Origin of the sequence: Bradyrhizobium agreste, from assembly GCF_016031625.1 — a bacterium.
Taxonomy (GTDB): domain Bacteria; phylum Pseudomonadota; class Alphaproteobacteria; order Rhizobiales; family Xanthobacteraceae; genus Bradyrhizobium; species Bradyrhizobium agreste.
In genome coordinates, this window is sequence record NZ_JACCHP010000003.1 from 415,401 (window position 1) to 441,604 (window position 26,204).

Sequence of the window (26,204 nt, forward strand, 5' to 3'; positions counted from 1 at the left end):
CGAGTACAAAGTGGAGCGAGAATGAGGCGGCGGGAGTTGTTGCTTATTGCCATGCTCGGCGCCGGATATTTTCCCCAGGTGCTTCGCGCTCAACCCGCAAAGGGCAAAATAGGTTATCTGCATCCCGTTACGGCAAGTCGAAATCATATCACTTTCTCGGTACTTGAAGCGGAGTGGCGCCGTCTTGGGTATGTTGAGGGAGAAACCGTTTTGCCTCTCGCCGCAAACGGCGAACTGCAACAGCTTCCCGCACTCGTCCGACAACTGACCGGCAAGGGGGTGGGCGTCATCATTGCGGTCGGGTACGAGGCCGTCCGCGCCGCAGCTAGCGGGGCCCCAAACACTGCAATAGTGGCAATTGATCTCGAGACTGATCCTCTTCAAACCGGTCTCATTCGCAGCGTCGCGAGGCCCGGCGGCAACATAACAGGTCTCTTTCTGGATACGCCTGTCCTAGCGGCCAAGTGGATCCAGCTGATGCGCGAGATGGTTCCAGACTTGGACCGTATCGTTTTTGCCTGGCAGCCGTCAGCCGGAAAAAGCCAGCTCGATGTGGCACTTCGTGTCGCCCAGAACCTCCGGGTCGAAACGACCGTTGTAGAGTTTGGCGTCAATGACGATTTCCCGATGCTACTCTCGGCCTTGGCCGGACCGAAACGCACTGGCATCATCCAGCTCGGAGGCCCGGGGATTACCACGGTCGCAGAGAAATTCGTTGCCGCCGCAGTCCAGCACAATCTGCCGACCCTTTCGTTTCTCGGTGAAGCGGCAAGGCGCGGATTCTTGATGAGCTATGGGCCGAACCAGAAGGATTATTTTCCCCGTGCGGTTCAATTGGCTGATCGAATATTGCATGGCGAGAAAGCAGCCGAGCTCCCGGTGGAGCGTCCCTCCAAATTCGAATTCGTGGTGAACTTGAGGACGGCAAGAGCGCTGAATCTGACAGTGCCACCGGCTCTCCTGGTTCGGGCGGACGAAGTTATCGAATAAGTTCCGCTGCCGATCTGCAGACAGGCAGGCGGCTCGCGCGGGCCAAGTTCACGAGCACCCGCCCCTACCCCGCCCGCGCCGCGCGCCGCAGCGCCTGCGGTGGCTGGCCATAGGCGCGGATGAAGGCGCGTCGCATCCGCTCGGGATCGCGGAAGCCGGTCACCTCCGCCACGCGCTCGATCGCCTCGCGCGAGGACTGCACGCGCTCGCGCGCGACTTCGAGCCTGAGCCGCTCGATCGCCTTGGACGGCGTCGTGCCGGTCTCGGCGGCAAAGGCGCGGGCGAAGTGCCGGGCGCTCATGCCGGCGCGGTCGGCGAGATCCTCCACGGTCAGCGGCGCATCGAGGTTTTCGCGCGCCCAGGCTAGCAGCGCGCCGAAGCGCCCGTTCGGCGCCTTCAGCTCCAGCAGCGACGAGAATTGCGACTGCCCGCCGCTGCGGCGGTGATAGAGCACGAGCTGGCGCGCGGTCGCTTGCGCGATCTCCTCGCCATGATCCTCGGTGACCATCGCGAGCGCGAGATCGATGCCGGCGGAGATCCCGGCCGAGGTCCAGATTTTGCCATCGCGGGTGAAAATCCGGTCCGGCTCGAACTTGATCTTGGGAAAGCGCGCGACGAACTCGCGCGTCCGTCCCCAATGGGTGGTGGCGCGGCGGCCGTCGAGCAGCCCCGCCTCGGCGAGCAGGAAGGCGCCGGAGCAGACGCTTGCGACCCGCACGCCGCGCCTTGCCAGCCGCTGCACGAAGGCCCGCGTGATCTCGCAGCGCGCGGCCTCCGCGACGCCCATGCCGCCGGCCACGACCAGCGTCGTGATCGCGTTCGCGGTCTTGAAGTCACGCGCCATCATCTCGACACCCGACGTGCTGCGCACCAGCCCCGGCTTGGCGGCCAGCACGCGGATGGCCGGCGCCTTGCCGAGGCAGCGCGCTGCGATCTCGAACGCGGAGATCGGCCCCGCGGCATCGAGCAGCTGGAAGTCCGGAAAGATCAGGATGCCGATCATGGGCCAAGCCGTAGCGTATGTCCGAAAGCGAGGGAATTATGCCATTTCGGACAGTACGGCACCATGCCATTCTGCCGGCGTCAAGCGCATTGTCGGAGGCTCCCATGTCGTCACCGCTCCAGATCGGAATCCTGGTATTTCCGCGCGTCACCCAGCTCGACTTCACCGGCCCCTTGCAGGTGTTCGCCATGGTTCCTGGCGCGAAGCTGCACCTGATCTGGAAGCGGATCGAGCCGGTGCCGAGCGATTCCGTGCTGACGCTGACGCCGACCACGACCTTTGCGGAATGCCCCCAGCTCGATGTCATCTGCGTACCCGGCGGCCAGGGCACCAACGACCTTGTCAATGACGAGGACGTGCTCGAATTCCTGCGCAAGCAGGCGGCAGGCGCCAAATACGTCACCTCGGTGTGCACGGGATCGCTGGCCCTCGGCGCCGCCGGCCTCTTGAAGGGCTACCGCGCCGCCACCCATTGGAGCGCAATGGAGATGCTCACACAGTTCGGCGCGATCCCGACGAAGACCCGCGTCTGCGTCGATCGCAACCGCGTCACCGGCGGCGGCGTCACCGCCGGCATCGACTTCGCGCTGACGCTGGTCTCGATCCTGGTCGATCGCACCACGGCCGAAGCGATCCAGCTCCAGATGGAATACAATCCGGCCCCGCCGTTCAATGCGGGATCGCCCGACACCGCGCCGGCCGAGGTGCTGGCGCTGCTGAGGGAGCGCGGCGCGCAAAACCAGGCGCGGCGGCTCGAGGCGGTGAAGCGCGCGGCTGAGAGGGTGAACTAGGCTCTCCTCTCGTGTCCCGGACGCGGTGCGGCGCGAAGTGCCGCTCCGCAGAGCCGGGACCCAGAAAGCTACGAAATACAGCCAGGCGAGATGGGACCCGGCTCAGCAGCGCACCGCTCGCTGGACGATGCTTCGCATCGCCAGGGAAGCGCTGCGCTGCGTCCGGGGCACAAAGCCCGGCAACAGAAAAAGGCCGCTCGGTTTCCCGAGCGGCCTTTCCTGTCTCACGGTGGCTGCACATTCACATCGGGCGATGTCGGAGCTTCCAGACCGGGGGCCTATCTCCCGATCGAGTCCTTCCTCGGCGGCCGCTGCATCTCGGGACAGTCGCGAACTGTTGCCCGAACCGAACGCGATGGTCTCCCATCTCCGTAAGATGCGATCATTGAGCCGCATTGCCCGCCTCGAGGCAATTCCCGCGCAAGCGGCATCCCCGCTGTTCCCGTTGTCCACAGCGGCGTGGCGCGGATGCATGTGCATCCGCTTTGGACGATGGTGGTTCGCGGGTGGACCGAAAGGCTAGCCGGGCGTCCAGGGCTGATAGTCACCGGTCGCCTTGGGACGCTTGCCGCTGGCGAGCGTCGAGCCGGAGGGCCGGTAGGCCTTGGCCGTGCCGGTGAGATTGGGCTGATGCGGCTTTTCCCACTCGCGCGGCTGGTAATTGATCTCGGTCGGCGGCTTGTCGACGACGTGATGGATCCAGCCATGCCAGGACGGCGGAATCCGGCTCGCTTCCGCATAGCCGTTATAGATCACCCAGCGCCGCTCGAAGCCGAGCGTCGGATCGATCGCCCCGCCCCGCGTGCGGTAGTAACGGTTGCCCTGCTCGTCCTCGCCGACCAGCTCGCCGTACCGCTTGGTCCAGAGCTGGGTGCCAAACGTCTGGCCATTCCACCAGGTGAAGAACTTGAGGAAGAATTGTTTCATGCGGCAAGGGCCCTGCTTCGTCGGGTCCTGATGCCATCCGGGCGGCGAAATGTCCAGTTCGGCAGGCGTGGCGGCGCCCCCACAAATCCGCCTGCCGCGCACGCCCCTGCCGCAAAGCGGACGCGATTCATTCATGCCCGGTACAGCGGCAGGGCCTGAGGCTCCATTCGCGCGCAAACCGGCGTGATCCCTGGAACCGCCGCGCTTTCGCAGGGTTGCTTTCCGGGAAAGGAGTTTAACCATGAACAGTCTGAAATTGTTGAGTGCCGCCGCGACGGTGGCGTTGGTTCTTCCCTTGGCGAGCCCGAGCATTGCGCAGCAGAGTCGTGCAGCCGCGGTCGGAGCGGGCGGTGGTGCCGCGATCGGCGGCGGTGGCGGCGGTGCTCACGTCGGTGGCGGTGGCTTCGGTGGCGGCGCGCGCATGGGTGGCGGCGGCGCGGCCTTCCATGGCGGCGGCGGCAATTTCGGAGGCGGCGCGGCGATGCGCCCAGGCGGAGGCAGTTCGCAGCCGGCACTGCGGTCCGCCCGAGCGGCGGCACCTTTGTTGGTGGCGCGGCAACGCGCGCCGGTATCTCGCCGACGTTCAGCGGAACGCGCAGCGTCGCGACCGCCTCGCCGGGCACCTGGAGTGGCAGCGGCGGCACGTGGACCGGCAGCGGCGGAACGTGGAGCAGCGGTTGGCGTCACCACCACCACCACCGCGGCGGCTTCTGGCCGGGCTTCGTCGCCGGCGCCGCAATCGGAGGCCTCGGCTCCTACGCTTATTACGGCGGTGGGTACGGCTATTATGACGATCCGTATTACTATGACAGCTACTACGACGAGCCGACGGTTGCGGTGGTGCCGGATGTCGGCGGCGATTCCGCGGCCTATTGCGCGCAGCGCTATAGATCGTACGACCCAGCCTCGGGCACCTATCTCGGCTACGACGGCCTGCGGCATCCTTGCCCGTAAGCAGATCGCCAAGAAACAGATTGCCGAGGCGTGAGGCAGAAGGCGTCGCAGCGATGCGGCGCCTTTTTCGCAATCGGCGTTGTCCCCACCGGCTCAATCACGCTGACGCGCGCGAGGATACATACAAATCGATGCAAATGGATCTTTATGCACTGAACCGTGCATATCCTTCACGATCCAATCCCAAATTGACCGGACCCACGATTCGCGGATATCACAAATCACAGTGGGGACTTCGATCTTCTGGGAAGTGTCATGCCGCGTATTCTCGTGGTTGATGACGATCCGATGGTCGGCGCGACCATCGAGGTCCTACTCCAACGTCAGGGCTTCGACGTCACGCTCACCGACGGCGGCGAAACAGGACTGGCTGCGCTGGAATCGCAAGCCTTCGACGTGATGCTGGTCGACATCTTCATGCCGCACATGCGCGGCTTCGAATCCATCCGCATCTTTCACGAGCGCGCTCCTGCCACGCCGCTGATCGCGATGTCGGGTTACGCCTTCGCCTCGTCCGCCTCGCCCTCTCCCGATTTTCTCCGCATGGCGCTGGAACTCGGCGCAACGCGCTGCCTGCGCAAGCCGTTCACGCCCGAAGCGCTGCTGACCACGATCCGGGAATGCCTTGCGGGCGCGAGCGCGCCGCCCAAGGACAAGAAAGAAGCCCCTTGATTCCAACGCAGCGCGTCATTCTCGGTGTCGGACTTGCCATCCTCCTGATCATCACCGCGGCCTCGATCGCCCTCGACGTCAAGTCGCGGTCCGATGCGGCCGCGGTGAACCACACCGTCCAGGTGCAGAAGAAGATCTCCGATCTGCGGGTGCTGCTGCGCCGCGCCGAGAGCGCCGCGCGCGGCTACGAGCTCTATCGCACGCAGGGCTTCAGCGACGAGTTCCAGGCGGTGCACGCCCTGATCGCGCCGGCCCTCGCCGAGCTCAAGCGCGACGTGCGCGACAGTCCCGATCAGGTCGCGCTGCTGGAGGGCACCGAGCCGCTGGCGTTGCGCCGGATCGAGATCGCCGCCACCGCGATGCGCCTGCGGGCCGCGAACGACCAAGCCGGCATTGCCGCGCTCAACAGCAAGGCCGAGGGCCGCGGCCTCATGGACACGGTGATGGGCAATCTCGACCGTCTGAGCGCGGAGGAAGAACGCCTGCTCGCCGCCCGCTCCCAGGATTCGCGCCGCACCGGCATCGTGCTGCTCGGCATCGACGTCGCCGGCGCCGTGCTGATCCTGCTCCTGGTCGCATTGGTGATGCGCGAAAGCCGCCGCACCACGGGTGAGCTGCAAAATTCGCTGGAGCAGACCCAGGCCGCCAAGGCGACGCTCGAGGCGGCGGTGGCCGAGCGCACCGAGCACCTCGTCACCGCGCATGACGAACTGCGCCTGTCGGTCAACGTGCTCCAGAGCACGTTTCGCAGCATGGCGGAGGCGGTGCTGGTCATCGACGCCGAGGGCACCGTGCTCCTGTCCAATCCGGCCGCCGAGCGCATGCTATTGCATCGCACCGGCATGAACGTCGGCAATCTTCGCGCGCTGTCCGACGTGTTTCACGGCGATGGCGTCACGCCGCTTCCGGCCGACGAGCTGCCGTCGACGCGCGTGCTGCGCGGCGAGCAGTTCGAAGAGCTGGAGATGATCGTCCGCCCGCACAGCGGCAACCCGCCGCGCCATCTCATGGTCAGCGGCCGGCCGATGCGGGACGGGCAAGGCAACATCTCCGGCGCGGTGCTGGTCTATCACGATGCGACGACCTCGCGCGAGACCGAGCGGCAGCTGCACCAGTCGCAGAAGCTGGATGCGATCGGCAAGCTGACCGGCGGCGTCGCGCACGACTTCAACAACATGCTCACCGTGATCTCCGGCAACACCGAGACGCTGGTGGAGAGATTGAAGGACCAGCCGGAGCTGCAGCGCACGGCCCGGCTGATCGACGATGCCGCCGAGCGCTGCGCCGAGCTGATCCAGCACCTCTTGGCATTCGCGCGCCGGCAGCCGCTCGAGCCGCGCAACGTCGACATCAACGCCGCGATCTCGGACATCGCAAAGCTTCTGCGCCCCACGCTCGGCGAGCAGATCCAGATCGAGACCGTGCTGGAACAGGGGCCGATGACGACGCATATCGATCCGTCCAGGCTCACCAATGCCGTGCTCAACATGGCAATCAACGCCCGCGACGCCATGCCGAACGGCGGCAAGCTGCTGCTGGAGACCCACCGCGTCATGCTCGACGAGGCCTATGCGCAGGCCAATGCGGACGTGACGCCCGGGCCTTACATCATGCTCGCTGTCAGCGACACCGGCACCGGCATGCCCCCCGACGTGCAGCAGAAGGCGTTCGAGCCCTTCTTCACCACCAAGGAGGTCGGCAAGGGATCCGGCCTCGGCCTCTCCATGGTCTACGGCTTCGTCAAGCAGTCCGGCGGCCACATCAAGATCTACAGCGAGGAAGGCCACGGCACCACGATCAAGCTCTATCTGCCGCCGGGCGAAGGCGCGGCGGACATCGCAACCGGCGTCACGCCGCAGGCCGAAGGCGGCGCCGAGACCATTTTCGTGGTCGAGGACGATTCCCTGGTCCGCAACTTCGTCACCGCGCAGCTCCAGAGCCTCGGCTACAAGACGGTCGCCGCGCCGGACAGCAAGGCTGCGCTCGACCTGATCGAGGCGGGGCAAGGCTTCGACCTGCTGTTCACCGACGTCGTCATCCCCGGCGGCATGAGCGGCCGGGAGCTTGCCGAAGAGGTGGCGAGGCGCCGGCCAGGCGCGAAGGTGCTGTACACGTCCGGCTATACCGACAACGCCATCGTCCATCACGGCAAGCTGGACGACGGCGTGCTGCTGCTGACCAAGCCCTATCGAAGAAACCAGCTCGCGGAGATGATCCGCAAGGCGCTGAACGGCGGAGGGATAGCGGCGAACTAGCGCGTGAACTGCCGAAGTCGCGCGGCAGTCACACGATCTCTGAGTTCGAGGGCACTGGCTCAAGATGTGAGTTCCAGTTGTTCTCGTAGCTCGCCCGGATCCGCGCGGAGGTGTTCCGACACCACGTTATGCAGCGAGTAAGGCCGTTTTGATCCCGATCGGGTCGGTCTCAAGCAAAAATCAAGCCCATCTCAAGGAGAAATCGTCTCACCAGCCCAGTCTCTGAGCATGCTCTCGGCGACAAATGTTGGAGCCGGTGTCGTGGCAGTCCGCTTGCAGAGCGCGATACCGAGCGCAGTCACCAGATGCACAGCTACGATTTTGGTCTGCGGCCGGAATTGACGGCGCAGCTTCGACAGGTGCTCGCATGAAAAGACGAGAGTTCATCTTGTTGATTGGTGGAGGACTGGTCTGGCCTGCGATCGCACGGGCGCAGGGCGGAGCCAAGCTGCATCGTATCTTCTGGGTCTCGACCCAATCCGAACCGGATCCCTTCCTGGACGGCTTTCGCGAGGGAATGCGCGCGCTGGGTTACGTTGAGGGCAGGACCGTAACTTTGGAGACGCATTATGCCCCTGAAAATCCGCAGGCACTGCGCAAGATCGTCTCCGAGTTGCCGCGAGGGGATGTTGACCTTGTGGTCTCGAGCGGTCCGGCGACACGCGTCATGACTGCAATCACCGACGTCCCCGTGCTGTTTGCATTGAGCGGTGACCCCGTCGCTCTGGGCGTGGTGAAGAGCCTTGCTCACCCCGGCACCAATTTCACAGGCAGCACATTCCTGTCGCTCGAGCTGGCAGGAAAGCGCGTCGAACTGCTCAAGGACCTTTATCCAAAGCTGCGAAAACTGGCGGTCCTCTCGAACACGGATCATCCGGGAGAGCCACTGGAATGGCGTGCGACTTTGGAGTCGTGCCGGAATCTCGGGATTGATGCAGCCTACGTCCCCTTCTGCGGCGCTCGCGAAATCGAGAATGGGTTGATGGCTGCCGGCAAGGTGAACGCGGATGCTCTCCTCGTGTTTCCCGATGCCGTGACGCTGGTGCATCGTGCGAGGATTGCGGAGCTTGCAATCGCGCACCGGCTGCCTTCGATGTTTGGCTGGTCTGAATATTGTGACGCTGGAGGTCTCTTGAGTTACGGGGCAAACCAGCGCACGACCTATTTTCGGCTTGCCACTTATGCGGATCGCATCCTGCGCGGTGAAGATCCGTCAGATCTTCCGGTGATGCGTCCCGAAAAGTTTGAACTGGCAGTCAATCTGAAAACAGCCAGGCTTCTGGGGATCGACCTGGATATGTCGTCGATCCTGTTTCGCGCCAGCAAGGTGATTTCCTGAGATAGTCATGACGGACGGTGCTGCGCAGTCCTCTTCGTGTACGATGCCTCCGCGTCGTTCGCTGTTCTGCAAGTACTTCGCGACGTTGTTTGTCGCTGCCGTGGTGCCTCTGATACTCGGCGCGGCGATCGAGGCTTCTTTCGGTTACCGAGACCAGCGCCGCCAGATCAGCGCGGTGCTGCAGGCCGATGCTCGCGCGGCGTCCGACAGGATCGAGGCGTTCACCGATGGCATCCGAGATCAGTTGGGTTGGATGGTGCAGCTTCCCTGGTCTGCCGGAGACGATGCGCAACATAAGATCGATGCCTTGCGCCTCCTCCAGCAGGTGCCTGCAATCGTTTCGGTTTCGCTTCTGGATGAGACCGGCACCGAACGGGTCTTTGTTTCCAGGCTGCTTCTGAATCGGACCGGGCGCGGCATTGATATGTCTACGGATCCCGCTGTTCAGGGCGCACGCGGCAACAAAGTCTGGTACGGACCGGTTCAGTACCAGCGAGATTCAGAGCCCTATATGAGGGTCGCGGTTGCCGGGAGCCTGCCTGCCGCAGGGGTTGCGATCGCCGAGGTCAATCTGAAGCTGATCTGGGATGTCATCGCAGCCATTAGGATTGGCGAGACCGGCTACGCCATAGTTGTCGATGATTCCGGTCATCTGATCGCACATCCCGATATTAGTCGGGTCCTGCGCGGCCGCGCCAGCTCGGGCAGTTTTGGCCGGATCAAGCATCTCGTTGGCGCGGCGAGCGGAGCGGCGGTGATAACCGGGGAGCGAGGCAACCCGGTGGTGGCACTATCCGTTCAGGCCGCCGATTTGGGATGGACGGTGATCGCGATGCAGCCAACCTCGGAAGCCTTTGCCTCAATTCGCGCGGCCTTGTGGCGCTCCTCAATCCTCATTGCCTTTGGTGTTCTTATCGCGCTGGCGCTCGCCTATTGGCGCGCGCACAGAATGTCCGGCCCGATCAAGCAACTGGAAGAGGGCGTGGAGCGGATCAGAACCGGACAATTCGAGCATCGCATCAAGATCTTCAGCGGTGACGAGTTTCAGCAATTGGCGTTGCGCTTCAATGAAATGGCTTCCGAACTGGCGATCTCACAGCAGAAATCTGCGCGGATCGAACGGCTGAAGCAGTTCCTGCCATCACAGGTCGCCGAATTGGTCGAACATTCTCATGAACTGCTCGAAGCGCAGCGACGTGAAGTGGCTGTCATTTTTGGCGACTTACGCGGCTTCACGGCGTTCTCCACGCGCAATGAACCTGACGTCATCATGGCGGTCATGCGAGATTACTACGCGGCCGTCGGCGCCGTGACGACTCGTCACGAGGCAACGCTCATAGGCTTTGATGGCGACGGAGTCATGCTCCTGGTCAATGCTCCGGTCGCATGCGAACAGCCGGCAACTCAAGCGGTCCGACTCGCGATCGACCTGCAAATGACGGTGCAGTCCCTTGCCGGCAGATGGTGTGACGCCGGCCACGCGATCGGCTTTGGTGTGGGCGTTGCCATGGGACCGGCAACGGTAGGCACGGTTGGCTACAACGGTCGGCTGGACTACACGGCGATGGGAGCCGTGGTGAATTTGGCGTCGCGGCTCTGCAATCTCGCGAAGGACGCGCAGATCCTGGCTGATCCCACGATCGCCGGGAAGGTAAGGGATAGCGTTCCGTTGGCATCGCTCGGACAGCGGAATATCAAAGGCTACGACCAGGCTCTGGAAGTCTTTGCTGTCGCACCTGCTATGCTGCCGTTGAAACCGCCGGGCTCGGCACAACGCGGGCGAGAGAAAGAGCCTCAGGACCACTGACACCCCGGCGTCCGGACACCTAAAGCGCGATGCGATTAGGATCAATCGTCATCACGCTTTAGGTTATTGTTTGACCATGATCTTTTCGGAAAACCGCTACACACTTTTCCGGATCATGCTCTAGCGCGTTGCCATCACCACGGCGGCCAGCGTGAGCAGCAGCGCTGCGATCTGCCCTGCCCCGAGCTGCTCGCCAAGCGCGACCGCGGATGCCACGACGCCGATCACCGGCACCGCCATGGTGCCGATTGCGGCCACCGAGGCCGGCAGGCGCGCCAGCGCTGCGAACCAGCTGACATAGGCGATGCAGAACTGCCCGACGACCGAATAGACCAAAAGCCACCAGCCGAGCGGCGTCACATGCGACAAATGCGTGGTCTCGATCAAGAGGCCGACGATCGAGATCGGCAGGCAGCCGATCCCGATCTGCCAGGCCGCCGCGGTGATCGGCGGCAGGTGAATCGGGTACTTCTTCGAGAGCACCGTGCCGAGGGCGAAGCCGAACGCACCGGCGAGCACCATGATGATGCCCGGCAGCTTCGAAGTGCTGGCGGCAATGCCGTTGCCGCCCATGATCGAGGCGAGCCCCGCGAAAGCCAGCACCAGGGCGAGCGTGCGCAACAGCGTCGGCCGCTCCCCCAGCACCGGCCAGGCGATGATCGAGGCCCAGACCGGCATCGTGTAGGCGATCAGCGCCGCCTCGCTCGCCGGCAGCCAGAGCAGTGCCAGGCCCATCAGCACCATCCAGCCGGTGACGTTGAGCGCGGCTGCGGTGAGCAGGCGCGGCCAGACCGCGCCCGGAACGCGCAGGCTTTGCCGGCGCAACACCGCAAGCAGCGCCAGCAGCAGCGCGCCGAGCACGCCGGTGACCCCGCGCAGCGTCAAAGGCGGCAGCTCGGCGAGCAAGAATTTCGTCACCGGCCAGTTGAAGCCCCAGCCGACCGACGTGATCGCAAGGAACATCAGGCCGGCCGGGGCGATGCGCGGCCGCACGCCCGGCGGGGTCGAATCAAGCATTTGGGTAACCCGGCAAATCTGGGGGTCAGCTTGGCCCGGATTCGCCGCTCCCACCACCGCTTCGGCGGGCATGTCTGCTCTCACCTTCCGTAGGGCTACGTGAGTCCTGCTGACGCAATCCCGTTGCTCAAAAATATAGCTGCCCTGTGAACAGCGGGATGAAGGCTCCGCATCATCACGGCATGCAAATTTTTTCGGTTGGGAATCCCTGAGGACTCACTGATACTTGGGTCCACGACAGGCGCGGCGAAGACCCCTGTTATCCCCCACAATCCACCATATTTAGTATTTGATTCAGGAACTCGCACTAGTTCTTGACGGGCGCAACGGAGAGTCCTAGCTTTCGGTCCGTTCGGCGCGAGTGAGTTTGCGTCCCGCCGGCACTCCCCCAAAGGGTCTCGCAAATTTCAGCTCCGCCAGCCGGCCAAAGGCTGCGGATGAGGGCTTGTCTGCCCTCGGAATGCGAGACTCCTAGGGCGCCAGAACGGGCCGGCAAAAGGCTCGGATGGCATCGATGACGAAGTGACGTTGTGGGGCGTTGAACGCATGTCGCGCACATCCCCTTGGGGGCGGATGGGTGTGGACATGCCGGCGGGACGATCGATGCGACGCATCGAGGTCGCGCCGGGAAAAAAAACAGGGCCGGATCCACCGGCTGAACTGCGGTGCCCAAGGCCGAACGGCTAAAGGCGCCCGCGAGATGCAATGACGACCCGGCACGCCCCGAGCGAGGGGCGGGACCGGTCAAAGAAAATGACGGGGCAAGACGATGCGGATTGAGCGGCGCCACACCACTTCGGGACAGTCACCTTATGCGGGAATCGAATTCCGCCTGACCACGTCGGAGATTCGCAATCCCGACGGCTCGGTCGTGTTCAAGCTTGATAACGTCGAGGTGCCGAGCGAATGGTCGCAGGTCGCCTCCGACGTGCTGGCCCAGAAATATTTCCGCAAGGCTGGCGTTGCCGCGCGCCTGAAGAAGGTCGAGGAGGAATCCGTCCCCTCCTTCCTGTGGCGCTCCGTGCCCGACACCGAGGCCCTCAGCCAGCTGCCCGAGAAGGAGCGCTATGTCAGCGAGCTCAGCGCCAAGCAGGTGTTCGACCGCCTCGCCGGCTGCTGGACCTATTGGGGCTGGAAGGGCGGCTATTTCACTGGCGATGACGACGCCCAGGCCTTCTATGACGAGCTCCGCTACATGCTCGCCATGCAGATGGTCGCGCCGAACTCGCCGCAATGGTTCAACACCGGCCTGCACTGGGCCTATGGCATCGACGGCCCCGGCCAGGGCCATTATTACGTCGACCCCTTCACGGGCAAGCTGACCAAGTCCAAGTCGGCCTACGAGCATCCGCAGCCGCATGCCTGCTTCATCCAGGGCGTCGGTGACGACCTCGTCAACGAAGGCGGCATCATGGACCTCTGGGTTCGCGAGGCGCGCCTGTTCAAATACGGCTCCGGCACCGGCTCCAACTTCTCGCGCCTGCGCGGCGAAGGCGAAAAGCTCTCCGGCGGCGGCCGCTCGTCCGGCCTGATGAGCTTCCTCAAGATCGGTGACCGTGCCGCGGGCGCGATCAAGAGCGGCGGCACCACGCGCCGCGCCGCCAAGATGGTCGTGGTCGACGTCGATCACCCCGACATCGAGACCTATATCGACTGGAAGGTGAAGGAGGAGCAGAAGGTCGCCGCCCTCGTCACGGGCTCCAAGATCAATCAGAAGCACCTCAAGGCGGTGCTGAAGGCCTGCGTCAACTGCGAAGGCTCGGGCGACGATTGCTTCGACCCCGAGAAGAACCCGGCGCTCCGCCGCGAGATCAAGCTCGCGCGCCGCAGCCTCGTGCCCGACAACTACATCAAGCGCGTCATCCAGTTTGCCAAGCAAGGCTACAAGGACATCCAGTTCGACACCTACGACACCGACTGGGACAGCGAGGCCTATCTCACGGTATCCGGGCAGAACTCCAACAACTCGGTCTCGCTGAGGGACGACTTCCTGCGCGCGGTCGAGACCGACGGCGACTGGAATCTGACCGCCCGCACCTCCAAGAAGGTGACGAAGACGCTGAAGGCGCGCGATCTCTGGGAGAAGATCGGCTACGCCGCCTGGGCCTCGGCCGATCCGGGCCTGCACTTCAACACCACGATGAACGACTGGCACACCTGCAAGGCGTCCGGCGACATCCGCGCCTCCAATCCGTGCTCGGAATACATGTTCCTGGACGACACGGCGTGCAATCTCGCCTCGGCGAACCTGCTGACGTTCTACAACACCGAGACCAAGCGCTTCGACGTCGAGGGCTATGAGCACCTCTGCCGGCTCTGGACCATCGTGCTGGAAATCTCGGTCATGATGGCGCAGTTCCCGTCCAAGGCGATCGCCGAGCTCTCCTACGAGTTTCGCACGCTCGGCCTCGGCTACGCCAATATCGGCGGCCTCCTGATGACCATGGGCCTGCCCTATGACAGCAAGGAAGGCCGCGCGCTCTGCGGCGCGCTGACCGCGGTGATGACCGGCATCACCTACAAGACCTCCGCGGAAATGGCTGCTGAACTGGGCACCTTCCCCGGCTACAAGAAGAACGCCCAGCACATGCTGCGCGTGATCCGCAACCACCGCCGCGCCGCGCACGGCCAGGCGTCGGGCTATGAAGCGCTCAGCGTCAACCCGGTGCCGCTCGACCTCGTCTCCTGCCCGCAAGCCGACCTCGTCAGCCATGCGCAGGCGGCCTGGGATGCCGCGCTCGAGCTCGGCGAGAAGCACGGCTATCGCAACGCCCAGACCACGGTGATCGCGCCGACCGGCACGATCGGCCTCGTCATGGATTGCGACACCACCGGCATCGAACCCGACTTCGCGCTCGTCAAGTTCAAGAAGCTCGCCGGCGGCGGCTACTTCAAGATCATCAACCGCGCCGTGCCATCAGCGCTGCGCGCGCTAGGCTATCGCGAGAGCGAGATCGCGGAGATCGAAGCCTATGCCGTCGGCCACGGCTCGCTGGCGAACGCCCCCGGCATCAACGTCAGCACCCTGAAGGCCAAGGGCTTCACCGATGAGGCGATCGCCAAGGTCGAGAAGGCCCTGCCGACCGCCTTCGACATCAAGTTCGCCTTCAACAAGTGGACCTTTGGCGAGGACTTCATCCGCGACCAGCTTGGCATCGGCGCGGAAGCCATTGCGGCTCCGGGCTTCGACCTGCTCCAGGCCGTCGGCTTCACCAAGCGCGAGATCGAGGCGGCCAACGTCCATATCTGCGGCGCGATGACGGTCGAGGGAGCTCCCCACCTCAAGGCAGAACATTACGCGGTGTTCGACTGCGCTAACCCCTGCGGCAAGATCGGCAAGCGCTATCTGTCGGTCGAGAGCCACATCCGGATGATGGCCGCGGCCCAGCCCTTCATCTCGGGCGCGATCTCCAAGACCATCAACATGCCGAACGACGCCACGGTGGAAGACTGCAAGTCCGCCTACATGCTGTCGTGGAAGCTCGCGCTGAAAGCCAACGCGCTCTATCGCGACGGCTCGAAGCTCTCACAGCCGCTCAACTCGCAGCTCATCAGCGACGATGAGGACGAGGACGATGCGGTCGAGCTGCTGCACGAGAAGCCGATGGCGGCGCGCGCCACGCACGTGGCCGAAAAGGTCGTCGAGAAGCTGGTCGAGCGCATCGTCGTGATGCGCGAGCGCGAGAAGATGCCCGATCGCCGCAAGGGCTACACCCAGAAGGCGGTGGTCGGCGGCCACAAGGTCTATCTCCGTACCGGCGAATACGATGACGGCCGCCTGGGCGAGATCTTCATCGACATGCACAAGGAAGGCGCGGCGCTGCGCTCCTTCATCAACAACTTCGCCATCGCGGTGTCGCTCGGCCTGCAATACGGCGTGCCGCTCGACGAATATGTCGATGCCTTCACCTTCACCCGCTTCGAGCCGGCGGGCCCCGTGCAGGGCAACGACAGCATCAAGTACGCGACCTCGATCCTCGACTACGTCTTCCGCGAGCTTGCGGTGAGCTATCTCTCCCGCTTCGACCTCGCCCACGTCGATCCCAACGAGACGGGCTTTGACGCGCTCGGCAAGGGCGTCGAGGAAGGCAAGGAGCCGGACGAGGACGGCGGCCACCACGCCACCAAGCTGGTCTCGCGCGGCCTCACCCGCTCGCGCACGGACAACCTCGTCGTGATGCGCGGCGGCTCGACCGCGGTCAGCCAAGGCAACGACAGCGCGCCCTCCGGCGGCAGCCGGGTTACCGCCCTCGCCGCCCACGGCACCTCGTCCCGCCTCAGTGACACCATCGAAGGCGCCGTCGCCCTGAAGCAGGAAGCTCAGCACGACCTGTCGCCGACGGAGAAGCTCGAGCAACTGCAGTGGAGCAAGGCCGGCAGCGCCGCAGTCGCCGCGCCCAGCAAGGCCGAACGCCGCGCCGAAGCCAAGGCCAAGGGCTACGAGGGCGAGATGTGCAGCGAGTGCGGCAACTTCACGCTGGTGCGGAATGGGACGTGCATGAAGTGCGATACGTGCGGCAGCACGACGGGGTGTTCGTAACGGACCAGAACGCAACAACTATTCATCCCCGGGCTGAACCGGGCATCAAAAAGGGCGGCCGAACGGCCGCCCTTTCGCCATTTATGGCTTTTCCAAAATCAATCATTATGACAACCTCGGAGGGTATTACATAGCACGCAGGCCTATTACTAGCTCATACCGATTAGGAGTTGGATCGTGACTAGCCAACCCGACGCCTTCCTAAGCTACACACGCCTTGATGATGAGTTCTTTGGTGGCGCGATTACAGGAATTACGGTGACAGTGCACTAAACTTGCTCGCTCCGTCCTGCCCATCTGCGACTCGCGTCTGATGCGCGGCGTCAATTGAGCGCACCTTCACCGCAGCCGGCTTCGGTGCTCATCAATACCCCGCCTCCGATATTGCCTTTGCGATCGAGCCCTTCCCTCCTAAACTCCCACCACCACCGGCATGAGTTTCGACGGGCCCGGTGGAAGCGGAGTAGACTTATGCCCAAACCGGAAAGCTTCCCGATCGAAAACATCTTCGTTCCCACGAAGCAGAAGAAGACCCTCAAGCCCGAGATCGTCGGGGAGATCGCGGAAAGTATTCTGGACATCGGACAACAGTCCCCCATTGCCGTTCGGCGCGACGGCGACCGCCTCGTTCTGGTCGAGGGACTGCATCGGTTAGAGGCCTGCAAGGCGCTCGGCGAGACGACCATTCTCGGGGTTGTCGTCACGGCGGAGTTTGCTGAGCACAAGCCGCAGCTCGCCGAACGACCGGAAGTCGAGGCAGAGCGCATCAAGATGGCGCGGTTGAAGCAGTTGCGCCTGGAGAAGGAAGCCGCGGAGGCATCGACTTCTGCCTTGAAGGGAGTCCACACGACGGAAGCGCCGCGCATCCGTCCGACGAAAGGCGTCCGCGACAATCCGAAGGCATCAGCGGGCCAGACTGCGAAAGCGAAGCCCAAGACATTGTCGGACTGGATCACGCAGCAAAAGGGCAGCGGCGGCCGCTATTGATGGCCGACTCCAGCTCGTAGGATGGGTAGAGCACTTGCGAAACCCATCACTGGAGGTGGCAATCGATGGGTTTCGCTACGCTCTACCCATCCTACGAGCTATGCTAAAATGGCAACAAAGGCGGCCATCCCGCAAGTATCTGGAACGGCGACTTCTTGCCGGATGCATCGAAGATGCGGCAAAATCTCACCACATGGCCGCCACGCAAGCGACAGCTCACAATCGCGATTTCAGCGCAAATGCGACGGAGGCTCTCAGCTTCATCGATATTCAGGAGCCATTTGCAATGTTGAGTGCGGTGGAAAATAAGCCAGCGGGGAAATCCGGCCGGCGCGGCGGCAAGAAGAAGTCGGGACAACGGAACGGGGCCGGCGAGCAACGCGCAGGTGCCCCGCATCAACTGCCGGATGCCTCGGCGGAGACCAGGCAAGAGACCGAGCATGTGACCGAGCAAGAGACGAGCCGACAGATCAGTGCGGAGATACCTTCGGCTGCAGCCTTGCCGGGCGAGGCGTCCGGGATGGAGATCGCTGCAAGCCCGCCGGTCGCACCGGTCGAACCCTTCCAGGCCAGCACGCAGGCGATTGCCGACGCCTATGGCGACTACATCAGGACATCACTGGAGCAAGCCTGGAGCTTCCTGGGAAAGCTCGCGATGGCGCGTTCACCCGTCGAGGCCTTTGAGCTTCAGATGGCGTACGCGAAACAGGCGTGCGAGCAGTTTGTCGCCGAATCCCAGAAGATCACCGAGTTGCATGAACAATTGACCAGACAAAGGGTCATGCATCTTGAGGGGTTTGTGGCCAGGCTCACCCAGACGACGCTCGAAATCCGCGCGATACGTCACTAGCGACAGAAGCGCATTGCGGCGCCGCCGGGCTGGACTCCCCGGGGATGGGCAATATCCTTGCGAAACCCTTTCGTTGATGGTCCGCGCGCCAAAAGGTGGGTTACGCTGCGCGAGCTGCGCTTTGCGCCGTCGCGGAGCTAACCCACCCTACGCGCTTAAGGACCGCCTGGAGTTCAGTACCCTGATTTCGAGCCCGTGGTCGGCCTCGTGCTTGCGCCAGTGGTTTGTCCTGTGGTTTGTCCTGGAGCGTAGCTCGACGCGCCTGGGCGGGTGCTCTTCGAGGCCTTCGCGTGGTGCTTCTTCATCTTGTGCCCGGGAGCGTAGCTGGAAGCGCCCGGCTCGCCTGTCTTGGAACCCATTTGCTGCATCTGATGACCTGGCGTCTTGCTCGATACACCCTGAGCAAATACGGCTGGGGCTGTAGCCATGACAACGGCAGCCGAAAGCGCGATGATCATTGCTTTCATGTTGTCCTCCTCGAACAAGCCCCTCAAAAGAAACGGAATGAACCAGCGCCGGTTCCCTTCAGCGAGCGTTCATGGTGAGACCAGCGCCGCTCAACTGGTCCCTTTCGCCGCCGCAACGCGATGAACGGCGAGCTTAGCCCGGATGAGCAAAGCGACATCCGGGGCGCGATCAGCGCCTTCCCCAGGAGATCTTCCCACCTCGAAGGAAGCCATCTCCCTGACCCATCTTTCATTTTCGCACTCCGGCCTGCCAGGCGTCGATGGCTTTCGATAGTTCGTCGAACGTCACGATACGATCGATGACGAGATTGTGGATGACGGATACATCCACCGCGTCGAACAACGCCTGCAGGTGCACGCGCCATTTTGGCTCGGAAATCTCGCCCTTCAGGCATGCCAGCAGCGTCCATTCGTCAATGCTGACAGGCATCGGCGCGTTGATCGTCACCACGGCTGAAGTCAGTTCGCGAACGCATCTTTCTCTGATGCCATTCGGAGCAGGCCTCAACCGGAATTACGGTAAGACCGCAGCCCGTAGGATGCCGCTGCCGGCGTACGCCGCAGTTCCGTGCGCGTCATCAAACTCTCTCCTGAATTCCTGCATATCTCTGCCATCTACCAAAGGTAGATTGCTCCCGGTGAAGCGTGGTCAACAACGCGACTTGCAAGAACACTGCATGCGCCAGCCCCGCTTCCGACAATGAAATGGGAGTGACGCCATGCGATATCTGCCGAACGACACCATCGACGTCCTGCTCGACCAGTTTGGTCAAATCGAAACCCTCTACGGCGATCCGAATTTTCCGACCACGACGGATGCCTGGGGCGGCAACGACACCGTGACGGTAACCGTCGCCCAGCCGGAAGCAGAGGTCACGATCTTCGGCGAGGACAACACGACGTTGCATGGTCAGTCCCACGGCGGCAACGACACGCTTACGGTCAACTTCAATTACGGCTGGAACGACGGCCTCGTGGTCGGCGATGCCCAGGCGATGACCGACGATGCCAGGGGCGGCAACGACACGATCAGTGTCGAGTCAGACTCGCTGTACACCAACGTGCAGGCCTTCGGCGACGTTGCTGGCGACATGTCGGGAAATTCGCACGGCGGCAGCGACGTCATCGTCGGCACGGTGGGTTGGCGGGGCTACACAAATGTGTACGCCGGCGATGCCGGCGGTTCCATCAGTGGTACGGCGCATGGCGGCAACGACACGCTCGACATCACTCTGGACACCCGAGAGGGCTCGGCGAAGGCCAGCGGTGATGCCATCGGCTCCATCGGCGGCGATGCGCATGGCGGCAACGACAACATCACTTTCACCATCAGCACCGAGAATGTCTGGGCCGGCGGAGCTGTGTATGGAGATTCGACGTCACTGACCGACAATGCCCAAGGGGGAGATGACATTATCACCCTCATGGCCAAAGGCCCCGACACCACCGAGTATGCGCGCACTGTGCTCTTCGGCGATGCTCCGACCATGTCTGGCAACGCTAAAGGCGGCAACGACATCCTCAACGGCGCGGCTACCAACGACTTCCTGTATGGCGATGGGAGGATCTATGCCCCCGCAACGCCGGGCTCGATCACCGGCGGCAGGGATATCCTCAACGGCGGCGCCGGCGATGACCAGCTCTCCGGCGGCGGCAACAGCGACAGCTTCGTCTTCAACACCGGCTCCGGCAACGACCTGATCACCGATTTCGATCAGGGCAACAAGGCGGTCGGCAGCACCGCGACCGAGCACGACCTGATCAACGTGCACGATTACGGGTTTGCGGATTGGGCGGCGCTGTCGAGCCTGATCAGCGACAATGCTGCCGGCGATGCCGTAATCCATCTGTCGGCGAGCGACACCATCACGCTGGACGGGGTCCAGGCGGCCAACCTGCGTCCAACCGACTTCATCATCTGAGGAAACTGAATCAAAAGCGGCGATGTCGCTCCACGGCACATGGGGCGACATCGCAGGAATGTTTCGGCGCCTGGCATCCTTAGATATCGCTTCGCTGATGGGCTCGACATTACGGTGACATGCACCAATCTATCCGCATCCCCGCCTGCCAACCCGCCCTCTTGCATTAAGTGCACTGGCGCATGGACTATCGGTTTCGCATCCCCTCGCCCCATCCTGCGCAGGGGTATCGCATATGGGTGAACGATGCTGCGGCGTCGGGACTGGGCTCCCTCCCCCGCGCGGGCCATCCTGCGCAAGACCAAACCAGATCACAACTGTTCCTGCAGGATCGGCGCACCGAGTTCGTCGAAACGGAAGAGCTGAAAGATCCGCTGGCCGTTGAAGTCGAGGACTCTCAGATCGTCGGTCTCGTGCAGATTGCTTTCGACCGCACGAAAATGCCCGCCATAGCGCTCCCTGGCGAGCGACAACGGAACCTCGAACGCAACGAACTTGCCGATCCCTTTCTGTCTGAGCACCTCGAGAAGCTTCTGATCCCTCAGGGACTCATGCGAGGTGAGAATGAGCAGCGGACCGCTCGCCGTGAGCAGCAAAAGCGACTTCATCGGAGCCTCCTTCCGGTTGGACTGAGCCCTCCGTGTCCATTTTAGCCCGTGGGATGGGCGGGGCGAAGCGCTACCATCCTGCGGGCTGCGGAACCAATCGTCGTCCATCGTCTTGACTTAAGTTGCCTCCCTTTGCGGTGGCAGAAGACGATTAAGAGGCGAAAATGGTCCTGATGGGCCTTGGCGCGCTACTCATCCTTGGCGGGCTCCTGTACACGGCACGCGCCACCATTTGGCGGGGACCGCTTAGTGGTCGGGATTCCTCCGGGCGGGTCCGCGACACGCTCGAGCCGCCACGGCGCGGCTTGGGATTCCTCGGTTTGGGCGCGAATTGGCCCGGTGTGCTTCTGATGGCCGCCGGGGCAATGCTCATGGCATCCGGCGCCAGCTTCTAGCCGCCGGGATGAATGGAGCGATCTAAATTACGGTGACAGCGCCGGATCGGCGGACCTGACGCCAAGGCGGCTGCAATCGGCATGCTGTTGACCAGATGTCCGCAGGCGGATGCCTCTGCTTCGCGCTTCAGGCCACAGCTTCCGTATCCGGTATCGAACGTTTTCCGTCGTCTAGATCTCGGGACCCAGAACTTCCGTCGCTAGGCGTCCGGCTTCCCGCCGCAAAAATGTCATGCACCAGCCCGAGCTTCCCAAGCCCCAGAATGATCAGTCCATTGATGTCGATCTCGTACCAGGCGTGCGACAGGTACGCATCCCGCGGAAAGCGGTGATGGTTGTTGTGCAGCCCCTCGCCGAAGGTGAGCAGCGTGGTCACCAGCTCGTTGGTCGTGCCGTCATGGGTCTCGAAGCGGCGGTAGCCCCAGCGGCCGTCGCTGTGGCAGACCGAGTTCACCAGGGAGGTGGCCATGGTCATGAGGTAGCTGCGGAACAGGCCGGAGAACAGGATGCAGCCGATCATCGTGTGCACGCCGCCGAAGGCGTAGCCGATGCCGCCTGGAATGATCAGCGCCGAGAGCGCGTACCAGTACCATCGCGTCCTGGTGAAGAACATCGCGATCGGGTCGGCCAGGATGTCCTTGGCGTAGTAGGTGGCGTCGGTGGTCTCGCGGTCCCACACCCAGCCGCCTTGCGCATGCGACATGCCCTTGGCGAAGCTGGTATAGGCGTTGCCGGAGCCGTCATAGTATGGGCTGTGGACGTCGCCGGGCCGGTCGGAGTGAAGATGGTGCCGCCGGTGGTTGCTCACCCATTTCACGATGGAGCCCTGCACCGCCATGGTCGCGAGCGCGGCGAAGATCGTCCGCATCACCGGACCGCAGCGAAAGCTGCGGTGCACGAAGTAGCGATGCATGAAGCCGATTCCGATCGTGGACAGCACGAACGTGCCGGCGAACACCGAAACCTCGACCCAGCCGATGCCTTGCCAGAACGCCCAGACCAGCGCCGCGATCGAGCCGCCGATCATGAGCGCGAATGAGATGTAGGAGTCGCGAAACTTGGCGTCGACCACCGGACCTTCGGTCAGCACGCCCGGCGGCATCTTCGGCTCCGAAAGCTGCTCGGACACAACGCTCTCAACCACGGTCATTTCAGCCGATCCAATCAAGCAAATGCGCTCTTCTGCAGTGCAACGTACAGCCGAGGGTTGTTTTGAGCAAGGACCCGTTCGGCCTTGGGAGCACGGAGCTGCGCGCCTGAAAAGACGCGGCCAGAGGGAGGGCAATGCACTGTTGGCGACGCCTGGACGCATGCCTCATCCTTCGAGACGACCGCTTCCAGCGGTCTCAGGATGAGGCTAAGCAGCACTGTGCCCGTTGAAACTGCTGCCACACATTCCGCCCTCATCCTGAAGGAGCCCGCCTCAAGCGAGCGTCTCGACGGATGGCCGCGGGCCCCGCCCTCAAATGCGACAGGCCAGCGATCGGAGGCAAGTGACGCCGAATTTTCGGGCTTTGTGCGCAGCGTTAACCAAATCCACGGTCTCCGCGATTACGCCCACAGCCCAACTTCACTGAAGCCGCAAAGCTATGTCGCCAGGCTCAACGCGATGAAGCGGCAGTTCTACGGCTGCGGCGGAGGACGGCGGGTTAGATCACAAGCTTGCAGGCCGCAGGATGGGTGGAGCGACTTGGCTCGACCAGCGGACGCGATCGTCACCGACGCCGCGCGCGACGGCCGGTTCGGCAAGAGCTCCACCCATCCTGCGAACTACACTCTACGCCCGCCTCACCGTATCTCGCTCATCGTCACCTTGGCGGCGATCCCGGTCAGTTCGGGCTCTTGCGGCGCGAGCTCCTCATCGGAAGATGGGCCGACCGAGACTTCGGTCATTCTGCGCTTGACCTGTTCGCAGGTCTTGCGGACGTCTTCGGTGAACAGCGCGCATTCTTCGATGCGCTTGAAGATCTTCCGTCCCTCTTCACGATATCCCGCCGCCGTTTCTCGCATGAAGGCGATCGCATCATGAACCTGGGCTGTCAGCGCCTCACATTTTTGCGCGGCGTCGATCAACTCGGTGCCCATGGCCTCGATCTCTTTTGCAGCGGATTCATAGTCGCGGATGACCGCCTCTGCACTGAGCGCGCCGACGCGCGACACGCCCGCGGTGTGCTCGACGTAATCAGGTAAAGCAACTGAAGTAATGGAGCTTCCCGAGCGGATCGACGCAATGTCCGCTTCGAGTTGAACCAAGTTCACTCCTTCCCGTCTGCGCAATTGTTCAACACTTGCCATGACTGATCCTCCCAATACGCGCCCAGAACCCCAAGCAGCATTGGGTTTATTACGGGGATAAGTACCGTTCTACCCCGATGTATTGTTGACAGTCTCAGCTTTGCCATTTTTTCCCAATCACTGACTGCGCACGCAGAGATAATGGCTTATCAGAACTCAACTTCTCCGTGTCAGGTTGGCGAAGATGGTTGATTTCGCAACAACTCGACCTATCCAAAGACAAATGAGCCCGTCCGAATGGCTGAACGAGCGGGAATAGCTTTAGATTGAATCGGTTGCCGCGGCTCTTCACCTCTCCCGCCCGCGGGGCCCGCTTGCGGGAGAGGGTCGCGGAGAGGGTGTTTCCGCAATGGGACAATCCCCAAGAGGAGAAAGCCCTCACCCGGCGCGCGGGACGATGCTTCGCATCGCCCGGACGCGCCGACCTCTCCCGCGGGCGGGCGCAAGCGGGAGAGGGAGTGCACTTCCATCGGCGCAGCGATCGAGCCTCATCTCATCAGGCTTTAGGCCGGATCGAGCGTGGCGAGATCGAGGGCTGCCGCACGTGCAGGACCCGTCATCGGCGGCGCTTTGCGCCGACGGCGAGTTATTCAGTTCTGCGTCCGCCGCTTGCCGATCGTCACATGTTTAGAATGTGATCGTTACTCACCACCAATACGGCCACCGCCATCCCTCATAGCGAACGTACGACGGCACCAGCGGCGGGCCGTAGGGATCGACCCGGTCGTCTTCAGGGCGATAGCGATATCGTGGAACAATATTGTAATCCCACGGCGTCGGCCTAAGCACGGGCGCCGTGACGATCAGCCTTTGCTGCGGCTGGCGAACGACGACAGCCTTCCGCGTCCGGGCTTCAGCACCTGAAATCCCAAGGCTGCACAGCACCAGTGCCGTTCCGAGCGCACACGCGATGATCTTTTTCTTCATGCGTTGGTCTCCTTCCCCAAGAGAGTGCAAAAGGACGCAAAGCAAGGCAAGCCAATTCGCCATCGACGTTGCTTGAATGAACGCTGTCGGCTCTGGCAGCGAGCGTAGCGCCAATGGAGCGGAGCACAATCCGGGACCAATGTGCCTTGTGGCAACATCCCGGATTACGCTGCGCTCCATCTGGGCTATGCGGACTCACACCGCATCCACCTCCTCAGGCGCCGCGCCGGCAACGAGCCCATCGAGACCGACCATCAACAAATCCGCGATGTGCATCAGCTGGTAGAGCGGAATATCCGCTTCGCCCTGCTCGGCCTGCGCCAGGAAGCTGGGCGCAACACCGATGTGCTCGGCCAGCTGGGGCTCGGTGTAGCCGCGGGTCTCGCGCGCAGCCTTGACGCGCGCGCCGATGCCGAGCCGGTGCCGGGTCTGCTCCTCCACAGTCATCATCACCGCCTGCTCGTGCGCGCTCGCATAACCGTCCTCGAACGCGCTGCCGATCAGCCGGCCCTTGCGCCAGGCGACGCGGCAGCCCTTGCGCAGGCCGCTCCTGAAGATCAGCGTGAAGTGCGCGGCGACCCATAGCGATGAATTGAGCTCCAGCCGCGCGCCGGTGGCGGAGACGTCGCGGATCGTGCAGGGCACGCTGACGGTGCTGCCGCTGCCGTTGTCGAATTCGACGATGCCGGTCCTCAGCGTGTGATGCCTGACTGCGGCGCGATGATCGCTCATGACGGTTCCCGAAGCGCAAATCTATCGGGGCCAAGATAGCGCAGAATTTTGCCGCAACTCCTAAACGTCGGACGCGACGGCCGGGACTGGACGGCATGGTAAAGAAATCCCTCTCTTCCTGCGAAAGCTACTCGCGCGCGCGGCGCAGGGCGTGATCCAGCTTCTGCCTCTGCTTGTCCCAGCGCTCCTGCTCGGCTTCTGCGCGCGCGTCGAGCGCGGCCCGCTCGGCTTCGATCGCCTCGGCCTTCGCTTCGTGCTCGCGCCGCGCCTTGTCGAGCGCGGCTTCTGCCGCGGCAACCGCCTTGTCGCGGCGCGCGCGCTCTTTGGCGCGGGTGGCCTCCTCCTTGGCACGCGCTGCCTCGCGGCGTCGCTCCTCCTTCTCGAACGCTGCGGCGGCCTTGCGGGCGACCGTATCATCGATCTCCCGGCTTGCTTTCCGCTCCGCCTTCGCAGGACGCTTCTGCGATCCCGATTTGCTCTTCGACTTTCTCCCGGCCCTCGCCTCGCCCTCGCCGAGCTCGGTCGGCAGCTCCGCGCTCTCGGTGAACGGGCCGTCCGAGCCGACCGGGCGCCTGAGCACCACGCCCGGCTTCGCCATGGTCGCGGCCACGACATCAGGGTCGTCGGTCTCCTTGGCAACGCCCTGATGGAACAGATTGGAGCTGGCGCCCCAGGCGGCCAGCGCCGCCTTCATCGAGGGCGCGGCAATCGCCTGATCGTAGAAGC

At 63.3% G+C, this 26,204-nt stretch carries 20 protein-coding genes and 1 pseudogene; 11 read left to right on the plus strand and 10 right to left on the minus strand.

What is annotated here, in order from left to right:
* The first annotated feature begins 21 nt into the window (after positions 1 to 21).
* Entirely contained in the window at positions 22 to 990 is a 969-nt protein-coding gene (locus HZZ13_RS06775) for an ABC transporter substrate-binding protein (RefSeq protein WP_197958847.1), read from the plus strand.
* A 64-nt stretch (positions 991 to 1,054) separates the two neighbouring features.
* Here the strand turns inward: HZZ13_RS06775 and HZZ13_RS06780 are convergent, their stop codons facing one another.
* Positions 1,055 to 1,993, minus strand: coding sequence for a GlxA family transcriptional regulator (locus tag HZZ13_RS06780; protein ID WP_197958848.1), 939 nt, complete (start codon positions 1,991 to 1,993; stop codon positions 1,055 to 1,057).
* A gap of 104 nt (positions 1,994 to 2,097) precedes the next feature.
* Between HZZ13_RS06780 and HZZ13_RS06785 the strand changes: the two genes are divergently transcribed.
* Positions 2,098 to 2,784 (plus strand): DJ-1/PfpI family protein, encoded by a 687-nt coding sequence (locus tag HZZ13_RS06785; RefSeq protein WP_197958849.1) that lies wholly within the window; start codon positions 2,098 to 2,100, stop codon positions 2,782 to 2,784.
* 519 nt (positions 2,785 to 3,303) lie between these two features.
* On the opposite strand, the gene HZZ13_RS06790 is transcribed toward HZZ13_RS06785, so the two are convergent.
* Positions 3,304 to 3,711, minus strand: a complete 408-nt coding sequence (locus HZZ13_RS06790; protein WP_197958850.1) for an NADH:ubiquinone oxidoreductase subunit NDUFA12 — start codon at positions 3,709 to 3,711, stop codon at positions 3,304 to 3,306.
* Between the two features lie 241 nt (positions 3,712 to 3,952).
* Here HZZ13_RS06790 and HZZ13_RS06795 point away from each other — a divergent pair.
* The 5 genes and pseudogenes from HZZ13_RS06795 (at position 3,953) to HZZ13_RS06815 (ending at position 10,738) form a co-directional block, all read left to right on the plus strand.
* Positions 3,953 to 4,665 (plus strand): annotated as a pseudogene (locus tag HZZ13_RS06795) (BA14K family protein).
* Between the two features lie 255 nt (positions 4,666 to 4,920).
* Entirely contained in the window at positions 4,921 to 5,337 is a 417-nt protein-coding gene (locus HZZ13_RS06800) for a response regulator (protein ID WP_197958851.1), read from the plus strand.
* The gene (locus HZZ13_RS06805) at positions 5,334 to 7,592 is read left to right on the plus strand and encodes a CHASE3 domain-containing protein (RefSeq protein WP_197958852.1); all 2,259 of its coding nucleotides are present in this window, start codon (positions 5,334 to 5,336) and stop codon (positions 7,590 to 7,592) included. The genes HZZ13_RS06800 and HZZ13_RS06805 overlap by 4 nt, the downstream gene beginning before the upstream one ends.
* 367 nt (positions 7,593 to 7,959) lie before the next feature.
* On the plus strand, positions 7,960 to 8,931 hold the full coding sequence (locus tag HZZ13_RS06810; protein ID WP_197958853.1) for an ABC transporter substrate-binding protein: 972 nt from the start codon (positions 7,960 to 7,962) through the stop codon (positions 8,929 to 8,931).
* A gap of 7 nt (positions 8,932 to 8,938) precedes the next feature.
* The gene (locus HZZ13_RS06815) at positions 8,939 to 10,738 is read left to right on the plus strand and encodes a cache domain-containing protein (protein ID WP_197958854.1); all 1,800 of its coding nucleotides are present in this window, start codon (positions 8,939 to 8,941) and stop codon (positions 10,736 to 10,738) included.
* 120 nt (positions 10,739 to 10,858) lie between these two features.
* Here the strand turns inward: HZZ13_RS06815 and HZZ13_RS06820 are convergent, their stop codons facing one another.
* A complete protein-coding gene (locus HZZ13_RS06820; RefSeq protein ID WP_197958855.1) occupies positions 10,859 to 11,755 on the minus strand; it encodes a DMT family transporter in 897 nt (298 codons plus the stop codon).
* A gap of 769 nt (positions 11,756 to 12,524) precedes the next feature.
* Here HZZ13_RS06820 and HZZ13_RS06825 point away from each other — a divergent pair.
* From HZZ13_RS06825 to HZZ13_RS06835, 3 genes are all read left to right on the plus strand, one after another.
* The gene (locus HZZ13_RS06825; protein ID WP_197958856.1) at positions 12,525 to 16,295 is read left to right on the plus strand and encodes a vitamin B12-dependent ribonucleotide reductase; all 3,771 of its coding nucleotides are present in this window, start codon (positions 12,525 to 12,527) and stop codon (positions 16,293 to 16,295) included.
* Between the two features lie 471 nt (positions 16,296 to 16,766).
* Positions 16,767 to 17,282, plus strand: a complete 516-nt coding sequence (locus tag HZZ13_RS06830) for a ParB N-terminal domain-containing protein (RefSeq protein ID WP_197958857.1) — start codon at positions 16,767 to 16,769, stop codon at positions 17,280 to 17,282.
* Positions 17,283 to 17,475: 193 nt separating this feature from the next.
* Positions 17,476 to 18,132: a phasin family protein gene (locus tag HZZ13_RS06835; protein ID WP_197958858.1), complete on the plus strand. Its 657-nt coding sequence runs from the start codon at positions 17,476 to 17,478 to the stop codon at positions 18,130 to 18,132.
* A gap of 696 nt (positions 18,133 to 18,828) precedes the next feature.
* Here the strand turns inward: HZZ13_RS06835 and HZZ13_RS06840 are convergent.
* Positions 18,829 to 19,050, minus strand: coding sequence for a hypothetical protein (locus HZZ13_RS06840; RefSeq protein WP_197958859.1), 222 nt, complete (start codon positions 19,048 to 19,050; stop codon positions 18,829 to 18,831).
* 268 nt (positions 19,051 to 19,318) lie between these two features.
* Between HZZ13_RS06840 and HZZ13_RS06845 the strand changes: the two genes are divergently transcribed.
* Positions 19,319 to 20,521 (plus strand): calcium-binding protein, encoded by a 1,203-nt coding sequence (locus HZZ13_RS06845; RefSeq protein ID WP_197958860.1) that lies wholly within the window; start codon positions 19,319 to 19,321, stop codon positions 20,519 to 20,521.
* 311 nt (positions 20,522 to 20,832) lie between these two features.
* On the opposite strand, the gene HZZ13_RS06850 is transcribed toward HZZ13_RS06845, so the two are convergent.
* The 6 genes from HZZ13_RS06850 to HZZ13_RS06875 form a co-directional block, all read right to left on the minus strand.
* Positions 20,833 to 21,129 carry a cytosolic protein gene (locus HZZ13_RS06850; RefSeq protein ID WP_197958861.1) on the minus strand — a complete coding sequence of 99 codons (297 nt, stop codon included), beginning with the start codon at positions 21,127 to 21,129 and terminating at the stop codon, positions 20,833 to 20,835.
* 522 nt (positions 21,130 to 21,651) lie between these two features.
* Complete coding sequence (locus tag HZZ13_RS06855) at positions 21,652 to 22,674, minus strand: acyl-CoA desaturase (protein ID WP_197958862.1); 1,023 nt, start codon at positions 22,672 to 22,674, stop codon at positions 21,652 to 21,654.
* A 638-nt stretch (positions 22,675 to 23,312) separates the two neighbouring features.
* Positions 23,313 to 23,819: a hypothetical protein gene (locus tag HZZ13_RS06860; protein WP_197958863.1), complete on the minus strand. Its 507-nt coding sequence runs from the start codon at positions 23,817 to 23,819 to the stop codon at positions 23,313 to 23,315.
* 645 nt (positions 23,820 to 24,464) lie between these two features.
* Complete coding sequence (locus HZZ13_RS06865) at positions 24,465 to 24,746, minus strand: hypothetical protein (protein WP_197958864.1); 282 nt, start codon at positions 24,744 to 24,746, stop codon at positions 24,465 to 24,467.
* 195 nt (positions 24,747 to 24,941) lie between these two features.
* A complete protein-coding gene (locus HZZ13_RS06870; RefSeq protein ID WP_197958865.1) occupies positions 24,942 to 25,478 on the minus strand; it encodes a helix-turn-helix domain-containing protein in 537 nt (178 codons plus the stop codon).
* Positions 25,479 to 25,605: 127 nt separating this feature from the next.
* On the minus strand, positions 25,606 to 26,204 hold a 599-nt coding region (locus tag HZZ13_RS06875; protein ID WP_197958866.1), incomplete at its 5' end, for a cell envelope biogenesis protein TolA.

Excerpts from the sequence above, each read along its gene's own strand:
- HZZ13_RS06860 (WP_197958863.1), bottom strand. The coding sequence starts at position 23,819 with ATGGCAAGTGTTGAACAATTGCGCAGACGGGAAGGAGTGAACTTGGTT.
- HZZ13_RS06855 (WP_197958862.1), bottom strand. The coding sequence starts at position 22,674 with ATGACCGTGGTTGAGAGCGTTGTGTCCGAGCAGCTTTCGGAGCCGAAG.
- HZZ13_RS06815 (WP_197958854.1), top strand. The coding sequence starts at position 8,939 with ATGACGGACGGTGCTGCGCAGTCCTCTTCGTGTACGATGCCTCCGCGT.
- HZZ13_RS06870 (WP_197958865.1), bottom strand. The coding sequence starts at position 25,478 with ATGAGCGATCATCGCGCCGCAGTCAGGCATCACACGCTGAGGACCGGC.
- HZZ13_RS06775 (WP_197958847.1), top strand. The coding sequence starts at position 22 with ATGAGGCGGCGGGAGTTGTTGCTTATTGCCATGCTCGGCGCCGGATAT.
- HZZ13_RS06850 (WP_197958861.1), bottom strand. The coding sequence starts at position 21,129 with ATGAAGTCGCTTTTGCTGCTCACGGCGAGCGGTCCGCTGCTCATTCTC.
- HZZ13_RS06810 (WP_197958853.1), top strand. The coding sequence starts at position 7,960 with ATGAAAAGACGAGAGTTCATCTTGTTGATTGGTGGAGGACTGGTCTGG.
- HZZ13_RS06865 (WP_197958864.1), bottom strand. The coding sequence starts at position 24,746 with ATGAAGAAAAAGATCATCGCGTGTGCGCTCGGAACGGCACTGGTGCTG.
- HZZ13_RS06780 (WP_197958848.1), bottom strand. The coding sequence starts at position 1,993 with ATGATCGGCATCCTGATCTTTCCGGACTTCCAGCTGCTCGATGCCGCG.
- HZZ13_RS06820 (WP_197958855.1), bottom strand. The coding sequence starts at position 11,755 with ATGCTTGATTCGACCCCGCCGGGCGTGCGGCCGCGCATCGCCCCGGCC.
- HZZ13_RS06825 (WP_197958856.1), top strand. The coding sequence starts at position 12,525 with ATGCGGATTGAGCGGCGCCACACCACTTCGGGACAGTCACCTTATGCG.
- HZZ13_RS06845 (WP_197958860.1), top strand. The coding sequence starts at position 19,319 with ATGCGATATCTGCCGAACGACACCATCGACGTCCTGCTCGACCAGTTT.
- HZZ13_RS06830 (WP_197958857.1), top strand. The coding sequence starts at position 16,767 with ATGCCCAAACCGGAAAGCTTCCCGATCGAAAACATCTTCGTTCCCACG.
- HZZ13_RS06800 (WP_197958851.1), top strand. The coding sequence starts at position 4,921 with ATGCCGCGTATTCTCGTGGTTGATGACGATCCGATGGTCGGCGCGACC.
- HZZ13_RS06790 (WP_197958850.1), bottom strand. The coding sequence starts at position 3,711 with ATGAAACAATTCTTCCTCAAGTTCTTCACCTGGTGGAATGGCCAGACG.
- HZZ13_RS06785 (WP_197958849.1), top strand. The coding sequence starts at position 2,098 with ATGTCGTCACCGCTCCAGATCGGAATCCTGGTATTTCCGCGCGTCACC.
- HZZ13_RS06835 (WP_197958858.1), top strand. The coding sequence starts at position 17,476 with ATGGCCGCCACGCAAGCGACAGCTCACAATCGCGATTTCAGCGCAAAT.